Source organism: Bacillus sp. BB081, assembly GCF_008368895.1.
Classification (GTDB): Bacteria; Bacillota; Bacilli; order Bacillales; family Bacillaceae_G; genus Bacillus_A; species Bacillus_A wiedmannii.
In genome coordinates this window covers 23250-37199 of the sequence record NZ_QOZX01000007.1, presented here as the reverse complement: position 1 = coordinate 37199, position 13950 = coordinate 23250, and the positions used below count along the sequence as shown (strand labels likewise).

Below are 13950 nucleotides of genomic sequence, written 5' to 3'. Positions count from 1 at the left end.
CAGCTTATTCTTTTCTTTCCATAAGAGCAATTCCCCCTATACTTTTAAATATTAAAATCGCTGTCAAACACATACCCGCATCCATTTGATGTTAACACAACAATTGTTGTGATTTAAATAAGTAGAAACCTCTCATAATAGATAGAGAGCTCCTTGTTTCTTTATGTTAGTGCAACCTATTGTTTTAAAAAATGGTAAAATGTAGTTTTAGGAGGGGGAAGAATGAGGAAACTAAAAATAACTGTTTTTATCTTATTACTGAGCATACCACTATTCCTATTAAATGGTTGCTTTACAGACACAAAACTATTTGAAAAACCAATAGGAGATTATTTGTCCGAAAACTACGGGATAAAGAATGGGGAATTTAAAATTCTTTCTGCTGATAGTGCGCTTGGAGTTTCTGATCATAACACTTACGTGGAAATAAAAAAACCATACCACACTGTTGCTTATTTTATTGTAAACAGTGACTCCCATTATGAAGTAGTTAAAAATGAAAGCGATGATGTTTTTCTAGAAATATTCAAAGGGGCTTATGTTGAACAGCATCCTGATGTTTTGAAACAATCCGATAAGATGATAAAAAAGTATAACTTATTAAGTGAATCTCCTACCGAATATGGCAAAGGGAAACAAAATTTCTATTACTATTTACATATAAATATAGATAAACAACAAGAAAAGGAATTAGTTGAAAATTTCAAACGTGATCAAAAAATAAACACTGACAACATAATGAAAACGTTAAAAGATAGTACACCTAGAGATCATGCCAATTATATAGGAGTCATCAATTTTAGTTACTATTACAATACCTACAAAAATAGCGAAACTATTCCAAATGCTCAAAATATTATGGGTGATTTCGAAAAGAGCCACGTGTTAACAGAGGGTATTTATAACATAGCAGTTAAGACCATCTATTCCAGCCCTAATGAAACAGAGGAAGAAATGGATGATCGTCGTAATAATAATGTCATGTTTACCGTGGATGAACAAGGGAAATTCGAAATATTAAAAACAACTGTAGATTCTTGATAAAATACGCCAATTGTTGTGTTTTAAATAAAGGGCGACTTCCCACCAGGAAGATAGCCCTTTTTTTCTTATTACTGTTCTTGTTCTATTACTAATAACCCGGTGGTTCAAACCCACTTAGCCAAAAACGGGGACAGCTCAACTTTGAGCATACCCCCACTGAAAAAGGTAAGTCCAACTTTGGACAGTCCTCCCTCCTATTTAATTACATAAGCATAGATAACTAAATCTTGTTTATCACCTTCAAAGTCATAAATTCGAGTTATGCCATACTCTTTACCTCTAAACATAATGCTCATACTTGGATGTAAATCATTTCTCCATCCAATTCACCTATTTTCTTTTTAACTTCCTCTTCAGCTTTACGAGCAGCCAATATACGAGGTACTGATATTTTCATAAAAAACTCTGCCATTTTCAATGCAGTTTACTCACTTGGTGGATTATCTAATATAGTTCGTTCTTTTCTTTCTATAAGATCCTCCCTTTCATTCATGATTTTTTACATCTTTTCTTTTTATTTTCCTTGTAAGTGAATGTTTTAAACAAAACTCCATCTTTCAAAAAAAGTTTTTCTATCATAATTCACTAGGATTTCGACATCATTTGACGATTCTTCTTCACCATACCTCCAATATCCAGTTCTAAGTAAGAACTCAGAAAGCCCTTCCGGGATTGGAAAATCATAACCATCTATACTTACCTTTGTTACCTCAATACCTTCTCTAATTATCATCGAATCATCCTTTCAGTTGGAATATGGATAAATTCGCTTTTAGGTATATTAATATCTCTAATAAACTCATTGCAATGTAACATTTACAGTTATCTCCTTAAATCGGTATAATTTACTTATTAAAGGAGGGAGATTTTTGAGTTTAAATATGTATTTAGGGGAAGTACAGGCTCAAACACAAAGTATGAATGCTTTCTGTACCACTACTATTCAAGGTATGGAACAAGCTATTCAGTCGATTGATGCTTTCACCAGTGATACTATTCTACAAGGACAAACATATGACAGTGCAAAGGCATTCTTTGCAGAAACTTTTCGTCCTTTAGCACAAGGAATTATTTATTTGTGTGAAGAACTAATTCGTCAGAATGATGCCTTTCCAAATCAATTTCAATCACAGGTTGCTTCGACAGATGTAATCGAACAAGAAATATTAGAACAAATTCGAGAAATTGATTTAGTCGCACTCGGTAAAGAAAACAGTAAAATTAATCTATACGAAGCAAAAGCTTCTTTAAGCGCACCTTTAACAAAAAATCAGAAGTTGGCTTTTCCTGAAATTGAAGAGTTTGGAGCTATCGTAAAAGGTAAAGGAAAACCACCGTTTGATGGTGGTACGGAAATACCGCCTACTAAAGTAGAAGTCATACGTAAACAATAAAAAGGAGGCTACCATATGTCTTTAAAAGAATTAGAACAAATAGACTTATTAGCTATCGAAAAAGAAACAGGATATGTCCATCTTATTATTGCTGACGAAGAGGATTGGTCAGACGAAGAAGAACACGTCTCGTTATTGATAGAAAAGATTTATGCTTACTTGGGATTTATTGAAAGTGGGACGATTTATGAAATATATCCTGATGCTAAGGGACGACAATTTGTTATTAGTATACACGGAAAATATCGTTGCACTGAGTATGGTGAAGAGTTTTTTGAAAAAACTGAGGAAATAGTTATGAAAGCTGGATATGGTTTCCAATATATACATAACCCCCACAAAGAAGGGGAAATGTAGCAGAATAAAAGAAACAAGAAGAACGCCTTGTAGTGAGGGTAAACGTTCTTCTTTTTTTATCGGTCTATGTAATTAGACATCAAAAATGTAATATTTACATTGCTTGCACATAAGTTGTAATTGCTGAACTTACATTAGGAGTTTTAATCACTTACGCTTCGAAGCTGAATAAAAAGAGATAATGAGTATTTGATAAAAGGTGAGATACCAAAAGACTATTTCAAAATCCATGAATACGAAGGCGCAAATATGAAATTATACTTTAAAGATACTGAAATAGGTGAAATCAGAGACGTTTTTGTAGAAACACCCTGGATGTATGAAACAATACATTTAAATGATAATAGTAAACCATTTCAGGAATATTTCCGTAAAATGGTAGATGAAGACAGTACTTTTGACTTTGAAAGTACTGATCCTGAATTTCTAGACGATGAAAATTGGTCCGTTTTCGATGAGAACGAAGGGAAATATTTAGGAATCGACATTCCAGCAATCCACATTAATCCCCCCCTTCTTCTAACACTTAAAAACACTACATTCTATCCCATAACTCATTTTTCTTTGCTGTACTCTCCTTTTGTTAACATTATTCTTACAAAGTATTTATCTATACCTTCCCTTTTTCTATTTACATTCAACCTTAAAAACCTCCTCATAACCAGAAGCAACTGAATAAGTAAAAAACTTAATAAACAAGTACCTCTTTGGTCATGGAATTATTAGAATATTCCATTTACAGACACTTCCTTAAATTGGTATTATTTTCTTGTAAGGGGAGGGAAAGTTCATGTCTTTAAATATGTATCTCGGTGAAGTACAAGCTCAAACAGAAAGTATGAACGCTTTCTGTAACGCTACTATTCAAGGAATGGAACAAATCATTCATTCGATTGACGCTTTTGCATTAGATACTGTTCTACAAGGACAAACATATAGCAGTGCAAAAGCATATTTCTTACAAACCTTTCGTCCGTTAGCACAAGGAATCATTTACTTATGCTAAGAATTAATCCGTCAACATGATGCTTTTCCAAGAGACTTTCAATCACAGGTAGCTTCTACAGATGTTATCGAACAAGAAATAAGAGAACAAATCCAAGAAATCAATCAAACCATTGCAAGTATAGAAGCAATAGAGGTACTTACACCAATGCCTGGCGTAGACTCAATTGTGGCTGTTTTAATTGCGATGAGAAAAAAGCTTGATGAAAAACTAGAGCGGCTACATGAATTCGATTATACATCCAGTAATAACTACAGCACGGCCCTTCAACTAGTAGCTAGTATTGCTATGGGTTTAGCGGAAGTCCAAAGCGGGAAAGGTTTTAGTCCTGTAAGTGGTACATTTAGTACACAAAGGTTGAATATGGAATGGATAGCCTCTATTCAAAAAATTGCAGAGGAAAGAGTTCAAGAAGCCGAAATAAAAAAAGAAATTGAAGAAAAAATGGCTTTGCAGGAACAAGAAGCTAATAGACCGTGGTACCAAAAAACAGCTATTGGCGCTTGGGAATTCTTCCAAGGAATTTGTAATTCAGCCGCGGAAAACTTTACAGGTGTGGAATTACCAATGGGCAATGAATTAGAAAAAAAAACGACCTTTCAAGCTGGAAATCTTGTGGGGAATTTTGTATCAGGGGTAGGATCTATTTTTGAAATTTTGGGCGGTATAGCTATTGTAACAGGATCAAATGTTGGAACCGTATTGTTAGAAGGAGTAACTTTCGGGGCAGCATCACCAATTGTTATCCCAGCTGATTTAGCTCTTACAACCGCTGGAGCAGGTGTTGCTACACATGGTACATTTGTATGGTATAATACGATTCAAAATAGTATTGATACTCTTCAAAAATTCCAATCTTCTAGTAGAATTACAGCTGATTTTGAAAAAGAAATTAGCAAGTTACCTAAGGAAGAACGTATTCCAAAAGTAAATAAGAAAGCGGAAGAAATCGCAAAAAACAATGGATGGGAAAGAAATAAATCATTAGAAAAAAAGAATAAAGGACGAACCATTTATACTGACCCTAAAACTAAAAAACATTACTCAGTAGATACTCAACATGGAAGATTTGAAGAACTCAATAAAAGAGGTAAACATTTAGGTGAAATTGATTTTGATTTGAAAGGAACTAAAGGACCAGATAAGTCAGGAAGGCATGACATAAATGTTAAATAAAAAAATTGAAGAAGTAAAAAGAAAATACTACGTTGAAAAAAATATAGAAGAATATTTACAAAAGTCTTCTATCAAACTAACTCTCCCTAAACAAATAATTGATTTTTGTAATAAAAATAATATTAAAATTAAAGGAGATAGCGACATAGTATTTCCTTCAAATGATTGGTATATTACTTTACCAAGTTATGTAAAAGGCGAGTTTGAAGTTGAATATACTACATATCTTATCATTTCTAAACTAGCTAATGTATATTCTATCCTTAATTCCTTTGAAATTGTAAATAAAGATGTCAATGGCATGATGCCTACTTTAATTGGAGATTCAGAGCAAGAATATACTAGATTGCAATCTCAATTAATATCAGTTATTGAAACAACTCTAAAAGCAAGCGGATATGAAAGAATTGGTTACACAGAGAGTAGCCGAAAAATAGAAGGAATAAAATTTGCAGACGATGTCGCACTATTTGGTCCCGATGTAACTGTTGATGACATTCTATTTAGGGATGTACTCGATGTAACACCTGATTGATATTTAAACTAACGTTTACGTTAGCTTTTCCTTTGTTTCAAATCAAATATCATAGAAAAGGCATATTTGCTTTTACTGGTGAAAATATCATAACTAAGATACTTCAAAATGAACTGTATCAAGCGAATTATACATTTGCAAAGACTTCAATTTCACGTACGAAAAAAGAACAAATTCAGGAAAAATTTTGAGACGTATTTGAAAGAAATGAAAGGTAAATATGCTATTGAGATTAGGTTTAGGGAGGAATAATTGATGGCATATGATTTAGAACTTGAAATAAAAGAGGTACTTGAGAAAATTGATTTTGTAGAAAGATATAAATCCTTATCAGAAAAATTTCCCGATAGAACAAATACATTTGAAAACTATGAAAATGAAAAAGCAATTGAAGTATTTGAGTCTCTTGGCTATAAAGCCCGTTTTATGAAAAAAGAAAACTTTTTTAGAGTAGGAGAAGTAAAAAACAAAGATATCTATACCTTCCGATTCAATATTAGCTTAAAATATGGTGTTGCTGAATTGATTTGGGAAGCATGGCATAATGGTGAAGTTAGAGCTGGAGACCCTTGGGACATATTTATAAGATTGTTATCAAATGACACGGAAAAAGTACCCGTGCTATATTTCCACAGTTACGATGAACTCAAAGAAATCATGAAAATCGCCTTTGAAATGTACGAAGATTTTAAACAAGAATTAATTCCTATTTATTCATGATTTCACCTTAAAGATATATGAAGTAATGACCCAAAAACAAGGATAGACTTAATATTTTAGGGGGAATAACTTTTGCCTTATTCATTACAACCTGAAATACAATCCAGTCTTACAAAAATTGATTTTATTAAGAGATATAAAGCATTATCAGAAAAATTTTCTGATAGAGAAAATACATTTGAAAACTATGAACACGAAAAAGTAATTGCAGTATTTGAGTCTCTTGGCTATAAAGCTCGTTTTATGAAAAAAGAAAACTTTTTTAGAGTAGGAGAAGTAAAAAACAAAGATATCTATACTTTCAGGTTCAATATTAGCTTGAAATATGGACTCGTTGAATTTATTTGGGAAGCATGGCACACTGGTGAAGTTAGAACTGGAACATCTTGGGCTATGTTTGTAGACGTATTATCCAATGATACTGAAAAAGTGCTCCGTCCAGGTTTCCACAGTTATGAAGAACTCAAAGAAATCATGAAAATTGCCTTTGAAATGTACGAAGATTTTAAGCAAGAATTAATTCCTATTTATTCATGATTTCACCTTAAAGATATATGAAGTAATAACAAAAAACAAGGATAGACTTAATATTTTAGGAGGAATAGCTTTTGCCTTATTCATTACAACCTGAAATACAATCCAGTCTTGCAAAAATTGATTTTATTCAGAGATATAAAGCATTATCAAAACAATTTCCAGATAGAGAAAATACATTTGAAAACTATGAAAACGAAAAAGCGATTGAAATATTTGAATCCCTTGGTTATAAAGCTCGTTTTATGAAAAAAGAAAACTTTTTTATTGTGGGTGAAGTAAAGAACAAGGATATCTATACTTTCAGATTCAATATCAGCTTAAAATATGGGCTTGTTGAGTTCATTTGGTCTGCAAGGCATAATGGTGAAGTAAGGGTTGGAAATTCATGGGATATATTTGTAAAAGTATTATCAAATGGTTCTGAAAGATTACCAGCAGTATGCTTCCACAGTTACGATGAACTCAAAGAAATCATGAAAATTGCCTTTGAAATGTACGAAGATTTTAAGCAAGAATTAATTCCTATTTATTCATGATTTCACCTTAAAAATACATGAAGTAATGACTAAAAAACAAGGACAGACTTAAGGTTTTAGGAGAATTAATTATGAACTTAAAATTAAAACCTGAAATAGAAATAGCACTAAAAAAAATTGACTTTGTTAATAGATACACAGAACTTTCTTCTTTTTCGAGAGAAAATTATGATGCCGAAGAAATCATTCCTAATCCCAATATTGAAGAAATTCAAAAAATACTTGAAAAGCTAGGTTATAAATCAGCTTACGATAAAAAAGAAAAGTTTTTAAAAGTTGGAGAACTAGGTGATAAAAAAGAAAATTTATTTTATTTTAATATTGGTATTAAAGTAAACGTTCTGGATTTTACTTGGGTAGTTTATCATAATGATGAACTACGATTAGGTAGTCCATGGAGTCTTTATTCAAGGTTTTTAATTTCTCCAGATACTAGAATTAAGCCCGTACTATTTAGCGATTATGACAGCTTAGAAAAAATTTTAAAAATTGCTTTAGGTATGTATGAAGATTTTAAACGAGAATTAATTCCTATTTATTCATAATGTAAAAAGCTACCGAAGACAACTAAAACAGTTACTTCGAGTAGCTTTTATTTATATATATTAAAGTTATTTATTTTCCTCTTTCTGAACATATACATAAGCATCTTTCTGCTCTTTATGTACATCAATCTTCGAATTCTCTGCAAGCTGACCCGCGTTTAGCAAAGAAAAAATAATGAGCGCTTCTAGTGACATTTTGTTTTACCACTCCTTTCTAGTTGTTATACATTTATCATACCGCTTACATGTGATTTCCGTATGAACTCGAAAAGGAGATTACAACAAAAAGGTTACAGGAATATGAATGCACGCTATAATAGCCATTAAATAGGAGGTTGTTTCATTTTGACAATAAATCAAATGGTTCAATTGGGTAGTGCATGTATGTTCTTTATTACTTCCGCGCTTATTAATTGGTATCAGGGGAGTAATTTAATAGATGATCCTGATGAATGGAAATATAGCGCTAAGTTTACGAATTACTTTAAAGGCACCGTTTCAGATTACCAAGATATTTATCAACTCGATTTCTTTATATATGCGGCAAAATTTTATCCCACGGCATTTATTGTTATGCTCATTAGCTTACTTTATATGATTGTATTAATTCTTCATATTCTATTTACAAGAACTCGTGAGGTAATCTAAATTCACACATAAAAACCCCGAATCATAGACTTTCAGCCTACAATTCGGGGTACTATTTGTTTTATATTCGTTTCTGATTAGTAACGAATTAAGAAATATTTCTTTTTACCGCGGCGAATGATTGTGAATTTACCTTCGATGCGGTCGTTTTCTGTTACAACGTAGTCTAATGCTTGTGTACGTTCACCGTTTACGTAGATTGCGCCGTTCGTTACATCTTCACGTGCTTGACGTTTTGATGGAGAGATTTTGCTTTCTACAAGTAAGTCGATTAATACTGTATCTTCTGCAGTACGTTCTACAGATGGTACGTCTTTGAATCCTTGCTCGATTTCGCTTGCAGTTAGTTCTGCTACAGAGCCGCTGAATAATGCAGCTGAAATTTTAATCGCTTGCTCTAATGCTTCTTCGCCGTGAACAAGTTTTGTCATTTCAGAACCTAATGCTTTTTGTGCTGCACGTTTTTCTGGTGCTTCAGCTACTTGCTTTTCAAGCTCAAGAATTTCTTCATGAGATAAGAATGTGAAGTATTTTAAGTATTTAACAACGTCGCGGTCATCTGTGTTAATCCAGAATTGGTAGAACTCGTAAGGAGTTGTTTTCTCTGGGTCTAACCAAATTGCGCCGCCTTCTGTTTTACCAAACTTCGTACCGTCAGATTTTGTAACTAGTGGAATTGTTAAACCGAATGCTTTCGCATCTTCTTCTGATTTACGGATTAATTCAAGACCAGCTGTAATGTTACCCCATTGGTCACTACCACCGATTTGCAAGCGGCAATTATGGTTTTGGTATAAGTTTAAGAAGTCGTATGATTGTAAAATCATATAACTAAACTCAGTGAATGAAATACCAGTATCTAAACGAGATGCTACTGTATCTTTTGCTAACATATAATTTAAACCGAAGTTTTTACCGATATCGCGTAAGAATGAAATGACATCTAAGTTACCAAGCCAGTCATAGTTGTTAGCCATTGTTGCTGGGTTGTCCACGTTTTCAAACTCTAAGAAGTTTGAAAGTTGGTTTTTAATGCTTTCTGTATAGTAAGCAACTGTATCTTTCGTATTTAATGTACGCTCTGCTTTTTTACCACTTGGGTCACCGATCATACCAGTACCACCGCCAACAAGTGCGATTGGTTGGTGACCAGCTAATTGGAAACGACGTAACATTAATACTGGTAACATATGACCGATGTGTAAGCTATCCGCTGTCGGGTCGAAACCACAGTATAATTTAACGCTTTCTTTTTCTAATAATTGCTCAAGTCCCTCAGCGTCTGTTTGCTGATTAATTAGACCGCGAAATTCAAGATCTTGTAAAATACCCATATCCTACATACTCTCCTTTAAGTTCATTACTGGCGTGAAGGTTGAAAACATAAAAAAATCGCCCCTTCAAATAAGGGACGATTTTGATTATCGCGTTACCACCCTAGTTGCAGGCCAAAAAAGCCTACCACCTTATTTACATAACGGCTTAGCACCGTCTTTTCCCTTTTGAATACAATTCAATCGAAAAAAGATGCTCTAGGGTTGTAATTCGCGATCATCTATGTGCTGATTTTCACCGGCCATCAGCTCTCTAAAACAGGGAAATGATCACTACTTCTCCCTTTCCACGCTCAATTATTCATATACTTTTCTTTATACCATCATTTATATAGGCGTGTCAAATAAGGGTCGGATTTCTCTCCTTGCCAATCCTTTACAACGTCGCAAAGAGTATCGTAACAAGAGAAAGAATTGGAACACCAACTAATAACGATACATGAAACACAACTGATAAATCATTTCCAATCGTCGCCTCCACAGGATCTTTCGCTGGAGAACCAAGAAATCCGATTAATCGATCGAAGCGACTTACCGTTTTTGGAAAATCTGGTATTTCTACATGATCACTATCTAAATGATGTTTTAATTTATATTCACTCTTAAAGGGATTTTCGCTCAATTTCATCCACCTCCAGCAATTGTTTCAATTTCTTTATCCCGTTATGGAGTCTCGACTTCACTGTTCCAATCGGAATGTTTAATATCTCCGCAATCTCTTTTTGCTGCATATCATGATAATAAGAAAGAATAAGAACAGCCCGCTGCTCTTCAGGAACTTTCAAAATGGCTTCTCTTACTGTGAGCCGATCTTCGTGAGAAAATTCTTTTTCCTGAATCGGCACTAAAAACGGCAAAAGCGTACGCCACTTTTTTCTTCTATTTAACTTATTAATCATAAGACGATAACCAATTTGAAATAAATATGTTTTTATTTTTCCTTTTTCAAGTTCATACATATGTTTCTTTCGTTCTAGCGTCAAAAACGTATCCTGTACAAGGTCGATACTTAATTGTTCATCTCTGTTAAATCGATACAAAAATGTGTATAGCGCTGGTTTGATTAAAACATATAGTTTTTCTCCAGCCTGCTTATCTCCACTTTGATACGCCAGCATGAGTTCCTCCTCAATCCCAATCTGCGCCATGATTTTTGATCTCCTTTATTCCTTTTAACGTTAATGAAATGCGGGAAATTAAATAGCAACTAGCAACAATAATCCATACTTGCGATTGATTCGTAAAAAATTGAACGTACGGGTTTTGAATTGTCTGTCCGATTGAAACTAAAATATTTAATACTTGCACACATATGCATGCATACACTGCCAGACAAGCCGAAATCGTATCAAATACATTCCAGCGAAAATACACTTTTGTTTTTGTAAAATCAATTTTATATCCATTTTTCCGTACTATATGTTTTCTATCAAATGGAATAATGATTGAAAACATAACAATCATCATGACCCCAGCTGTAATCATTGATACTTTAAATCCGATTGGCATCGGTAATAGCAACCCACAAGAAAATACGACTATAATTCCAATTAAAGCAAAAGTAAGAAGTAATTTATTAGACATAAAAAAGCCTCCCTCATCTATTCTTTCATAAATGTATACAGACGAGGAAGGCACTTCGTTCAAATATTATTTTATTTTTTTAATAATCTTCGCAGGATTTCCGCCAACTACTACATTGTCCGGTACATCTTTCGTTACAACAGCACCAGATGCGATCACCGCATTATCTCCAATCGTTACACCTGGATTAATAATCGCTCTTCCACCAATCCATACGTTATCGCCAATTGTAACTGGTTTTCCGTATTCTGATCCGCTTATGCGCTCTACTGGGTCAAGCGGGTGTGTTGCTGTATAAATGTGAACACCTGGAGCTAACATACAGTTCACTCCGATTGTTACTGGACATACATCTAAAATTGTACAATCAAAGTTCGCGTAAAAATTTTCGCCAACGTGAATGTTATAGCCATAATCACATCTGAAAGAAGATTCAAGATGAATGTTATCTCCAGTCGTTCCGAATAATTCTTTTACGATTTCGCTACGCTCTTTTAATTGTACTTCTGGCGTATCATTTAATTTTCTCGTTAATATACGAGCTTGCTCCCTCTCTTGTACTAAAACTGGATCAGCTGGTATGTACATTTGCCCTAGTATCATCTTTTCTTTTTCTGTTTTCATTTCCTTCTCCCCTTTAACTTATATATATAAGTTAACAATAACATAAAAAAAGGTCTGAACGTTATTTCGTTCAGACCTTCCTCTCTTAATCTTCCATCGTTGATAAGTCACCTGTCGGTAAGTTTAACTCCCACGCTTTTAATACACGGCGCATAATTTTACCACTTCTCGTTTTCGGTAATTTATCTCTAAATTCAATTTGTCTTGGCGCTGCATGAGCTGCTAGGCCTTTCTTTACAAATTGACGAATCTCTTCTTTTAATTCATCAGATGGTTCGTATCCTGCTCGAAGCGCGATAAATGCTTTAATGATTTCTCCGCGCACTGGATCAGGAATACCAATTACACCAGCCTCTGCAACAGCAGCATGCTCGATTAATTTGCTTTCTACTTCAAACGGACCAACTCGCTCACCTGACGTCATAATTACATCATCAATACGCCCTTGGAACCAGAAGTATCCATCTTCATCCATATAAGCAGAGTCACCTGATACGTACCAATCTCCCGGCATAAAGTAAGATTCATACTTTTGCTGGTTATTCCAGATTCCACGCATCATCGCTGGCCAACCTTTACCAATTGCTAAGTTACCCATTGTGTATGGAGGAACTTCATTTCCTTCATTATCAACAATCGCTGCTTTCACACCTGGAATTGGTTTACCCATTGAACCTGGACGGATTTCCATACAAGGGTAGTTACAAATAACTTGTCCACCTGTTTCTGTCATCCACCACGTATCATGAATACGAAGTCCAAATGCGTTCATACCCCAGCGAATTACTTCTGGATTTAACGGTTCACCAACGCTTAATACGTGACGAACTTGTGATAAATCATATTTTTTAATTGCGTCTTGTCCAGCTCCCATTAACATACGGAACGCTGTTGGTGCACTGTACCAAACTGTTACACCGTAATCTTGCAGTGCTTCATACCACGCTTCTGGACTAAAGCGGCCACCTAAAACAACATTTGATGCCCCAACTAACCACGGTGCGAAAATACCGTAAGCTGTTCCAGTTACCCAGCCCGGGTCAGCTGTACACCAATATACATCGTCTTCTTTTAAATCTAATACCCATTTCGCCGTTTGATGGTGCTGCACCATTGCATTTTGCGCATGAAGCACACCTTTTGGCTTACCGGTAGAACCAGACGTGTAATGTAGAATTAAACCGTCTTCACGGCCTAACCATTCGATATGTAATTCTTTTGAAGCTTGTTCAAATAAAGGATTGAACGCTACCGTTTTACCGCCTTCTTCTACATTATCTCCAACAAGGAAGACTGTTTTTAAAGCAGGTAAATCATTTAATGGTACGCGCTCTAACAATTCAGGCGTTGTAATTAACACCTTCGCTTCACTATCTTCTAAACGATCGCGAACTGCGCCTTCCATAAATGCTTCAAATAGCGGACCAACGATTGCCCCTAATTTCACTGCACCAAGAAGGGCAAAATATAATTCTGGAGAACGCGGCATAAAAATAAAAACGCGATCGCCTTTTTCTACATCGCCATAATTTTTCAGGACGTTTCCTGCTTTATTAGAAAAATCCTTCATTTCCTTAAATGTATATTTCTCTTTTCGCGATCCATCTTGATAATAAAGGGCTACTTTATTTTTACGATCGGATTTCGCATGCTTATCAATTGCCTCATACGCCATATTTACTCGGCCTGTTTCATTCCAAGTAAAGTTTTTATTAACCTCTTCCCAGTTAAAATTCGCGTATGCCTCATCATAATTCGGCAAATTATTTTCTCCTTTAATGACAGGAAGCGTTTCTACTTTCATACTTTACATCCCCCTCCTATGTATTCTATTATCTATTATAATGATATTATTTAAAATTTTCAGTATATTTGTTGATTTTTAGACAAATTTTTAATGACAAATTTCG

General features: G+C 34.4%; 15 protein-coding genes, 5 pseudogenes and 1 other annotated feature. Of the genes and pseudogenes, 11 read left to right on the top strand and 9 right to left on the bottom strand.

Annotated elements, in window-relative coordinates; all coding sequences use genetic code 11:
* The first annotated feature begins 222 nt into the window (after positions 1-222).
* A complete protein-coding gene (locus DN394_RS05020; protein ID WP_098705126.1) occupies positions 223-1041 on the top strand; it encodes a hypothetical protein in 819 nt (272 codons plus the stop codon).
* 295 nt (positions 1042-1336) lie between these two features.
* On the opposite strand, the pseudogene DN394_RS05010 reads toward DN394_RS05020, so the two are convergent.
* Together DN394_RS05010 and DN394_RS05005 are read right to left on the bottom strand one after the other, a co-directional pair.
* Positions 1337-1537 (bottom strand): annotated as a pseudogene (locus tag DN394_RS05010) (hypothetical protein).
* Positions 1534-1777, bottom strand: a pseudogene (locus DN394_RS05005) (hypothetical protein). Before DN394_RS05005 ends, DN394_RS05010 begins: the two co-directional pseudogenes overlap by 4 nt.
* 136 nt (positions 1778-1913) lie before the next feature.
* Here DN394_RS05005 and DN394_RS05000 point away from each other — a divergent pair.
* The 9 genes and pseudogenes from DN394_RS05000 to DN394_RS04955 all read left to right on the top strand — a co-directional run.
* Positions 1914-2238, top strand: a pseudogene (locus tag DN394_RS05000) (T7SS effector LXG polymorphic toxin); the annotation flags it as partial.
* A 215-nt stretch (positions 2239-2453) separates the two neighbouring features.
* Complete coding sequence (locus DN394_RS04995; protein WP_098705125.1) at positions 2454-2795, top strand: DUF6572 domain-containing protein; 342 nt, start codon at positions 2454-2456, stop codon at positions 2793-2795.
* Positions 2796-3044: 249 nt separating this feature from the next.
* Positions 3045-3299, top strand: a pseudogene (locus DN394_RS04990) (hypothetical protein); the annotation flags it as partial.
* Between the two features lie 286 nt (positions 3300-3585).
* Positions 3586-4977 (top strand): annotated as a pseudogene (locus DN394_RS04985) (T7SS effector LXG polymorphic toxin).
* A complete protein-coding gene (locus DN394_RS04980) occupies positions 4967-5512 on the top strand; it encodes a hypothetical protein (RefSeq protein WP_149293662.1) in 546 nt (181 codons plus the stop codon). The pseudogene DN394_RS04985 and the gene DN394_RS04980 overlap by 11 nt, the downstream one beginning before the upstream one ends.
* Before the next feature lie 255 nt (positions 5513-5767).
* Positions 5768-6232, top strand: coding sequence for a hypothetical protein (locus DN394_RS04970; RefSeq protein ID WP_098705124.1), 465 nt, complete (start codon positions 5768-5770; stop codon positions 6230-6232).
* A gap of 72 nt (positions 6233-6304) precedes the next feature.
* The gene (locus DN394_RS04965) at positions 6305-6769 is read left to right on the top strand and encodes a hypothetical protein (protein ID WP_149293661.1); all 465 of its coding nucleotides are present in this window, start codon (positions 6305-6307) and stop codon (positions 6767-6769) included.
* Positions 6770-6840: 71 nt separating this feature from the next.
* Complete coding sequence (locus DN394_RS04960; protein WP_149293660.1) at positions 6841-7305, top strand: hypothetical protein; 465 nt, start codon at positions 6841-6843, stop codon at positions 7303-7305.
* A gap of 71 nt (positions 7306-7376) precedes the next feature.
* Complete coding sequence (locus DN394_RS04955; RefSeq protein ID WP_149293659.1) at positions 7377-7850, top strand: hypothetical protein; 474 nt, start codon at positions 7377-7379, stop codon at positions 7848-7850.
* Between the two features lie 66 nt (positions 7851-7916).
* Here the strand turns inward: DN394_RS04955 and DN394_RS04950 are convergent, their stop codons facing one another.
* On the bottom strand, positions 7917-8045 hold the full coding sequence (locus tag DN394_RS04950; RefSeq protein WP_098092708.1) for a transporter: 129 nt from the start codon (positions 8043-8045) through the stop codon (positions 7917-7919).
* A 150-nt stretch (positions 8046-8195) separates the two neighbouring features.
* Between DN394_RS04950 and DN394_RS04945 the strand changes: the two genes are divergently transcribed.
* On the top strand, positions 8196-8498 hold the full coding sequence (locus DN394_RS04945; RefSeq protein WP_098092712.1) for a YjdJ family protein: 303 nt from the start codon (positions 8196-8198) through the stop codon (positions 8496-8498).
* 77 nt (positions 8499-8575) lie between these two features.
* Here DN394_RS04945 and tyrS read toward each other — a convergent pair whose 3' ends face one another.
* The 6 genes from tyrS to acsA all read right to left on the bottom strand — a co-directional run bounded on the left by tyrS (position 8576) and on the right by acsA (position 13844).
* Positions 8576-9832: a tyrosine--tRNA ligase gene (gene tyrS, locus DN394_RS04940; protein ID WP_000512075.1), complete on the bottom strand. Its 1257-nt coding sequence runs from the start codon at positions 9830-9832 to the stop codon at positions 8576-8578.
* A gap of 70 nt (positions 9833-9902) precedes the next feature.
* Positions 9903-10131: a binding site (T-box leader), on the bottom strand.
* Positions 10132-10208: 77 nt separating this feature from the next.
* The gene (locus DN394_RS04935) at positions 10209-10454 is read right to left on the bottom strand and encodes a hypothetical protein (protein WP_097916493.1); all 246 of its coding nucleotides are present in this window, start codon (positions 10452-10454) and stop codon (positions 10209-10211) included.
* The gene (locus DN394_RS04930; protein ID WP_000057187.1) at positions 10435-10980 is read right to left on the bottom strand and encodes an RNA polymerase sigma factor; all 546 of its coding nucleotides are present in this window, start codon (positions 10978-10980) and stop codon (positions 10435-10437) included. The genes DN394_RS04935 and DN394_RS04930 overlap by 20 nt, the downstream gene beginning before the upstream one ends.
* Positions 10961-11416: a hypothetical protein gene (locus tag DN394_RS04925; protein WP_098830081.1), complete on the bottom strand. Its 456-nt coding sequence runs from the start codon at positions 11414-11416 to the stop codon at positions 10961-10963. Before DN394_RS04925 ends, DN394_RS04930 begins: the two co-directional genes overlap by 20 nt.
* Positions 11417-11482: 66 nt before the next feature.
* Entirely contained in the window at positions 11483-12040 is a 558-nt protein-coding gene (locus DN394_RS04920) for a maltose acetyltransferase domain-containing protein (RefSeq protein WP_000845597.1), read from the bottom strand.
* Positions 12041-12125: 85 nt separating this feature from the next.
* Positions 12126-13844 (bottom strand): acetate--CoA ligase, encoded by a 1719-nt coding sequence (gene acsA, locus DN394_RS04915; protein WP_016130337.1) that lies wholly within the window; start codon positions 13842-13844, stop codon positions 12126-12128.
* Positions 13845-13950: the final 106 nt, after the last annotated feature.

What these genes read in the sequence shown, in the direction of transcription:
- DN394_RS05020 (WP_098705126.1), top strand. Translation starts at nt 223, where the DNA reads ATGAGGAAACTAAAAATAACTGTTTTTATCTTATTACTGAGCATACCA.
- DN394_RS04995 (WP_098705125.1), top strand. Translation starts at nt 2,454, where the DNA reads ATGTCTTTAAAAGAATTAGAACAAATAGACTTATTAGCTATCGAAAAA.
- DN394_RS04980 (WP_149293662.1), top strand. Translation starts at nt 4,967, where the DNA reads ATGTTAAATAAAAAAATTGAAGAAGTAAAAAGAAAATACTACGTTGAA.
- DN394_RS04970 (WP_098705124.1), top strand. Translation starts at nt 5,768, where the DNA reads ATGGCATATGATTTAGAACTTGAAATAAAAGAGGTACTTGAGAAAATT.
- DN394_RS04955 (WP_149293659.1), top strand. Translation starts at nt 7,377, where the DNA reads ATGAACTTAAAATTAAAACCTGAAATAGAAATAGCACTAAAAAAAATT.
- DN394_RS04950 (WP_098092708.1), bottom strand. Translation starts at nt 8,045, where the DNA reads ATGTCACTAGAAGCGCTCATTATTTTTTCTTTGCTAAACGCGGGTCAG.
- tyrS (WP_000512075.1), bottom strand. Translation starts at nt 9,832, where the DNA reads ATGGGTATTTTACAAGATCTTGAATTTCGCGGTCTAATTAATCAGCAA.
- DN394_RS04930 (WP_000057187.1), bottom strand. Translation starts at nt 10,980, where the DNA reads ATGGCGCAGATTGGGATTGAGGAGGAACTCATGCTGGCGTATCAAAGT.
- DN394_RS04925 (WP_098830081.1), bottom strand. Translation starts at nt 11,416, where the DNA reads ATGTCTAATAAATTACTTCTTACTTTTGCTTTAATTGGAATTATAGTC.
- DN394_RS04920 (WP_000845597.1), bottom strand. Translation starts at nt 12,040, where the DNA reads ATGAAAACAGAAAAAGAAAAGATGATACTAGGGCAAATGTACATACCA.
- acsA (WP_016130337.1), bottom strand. Translation starts at nt 13,844, where the DNA reads ATGAAAGTAGAAACGCTTCCTGTCATTAAAGGAGAAAATAATTTGCCG.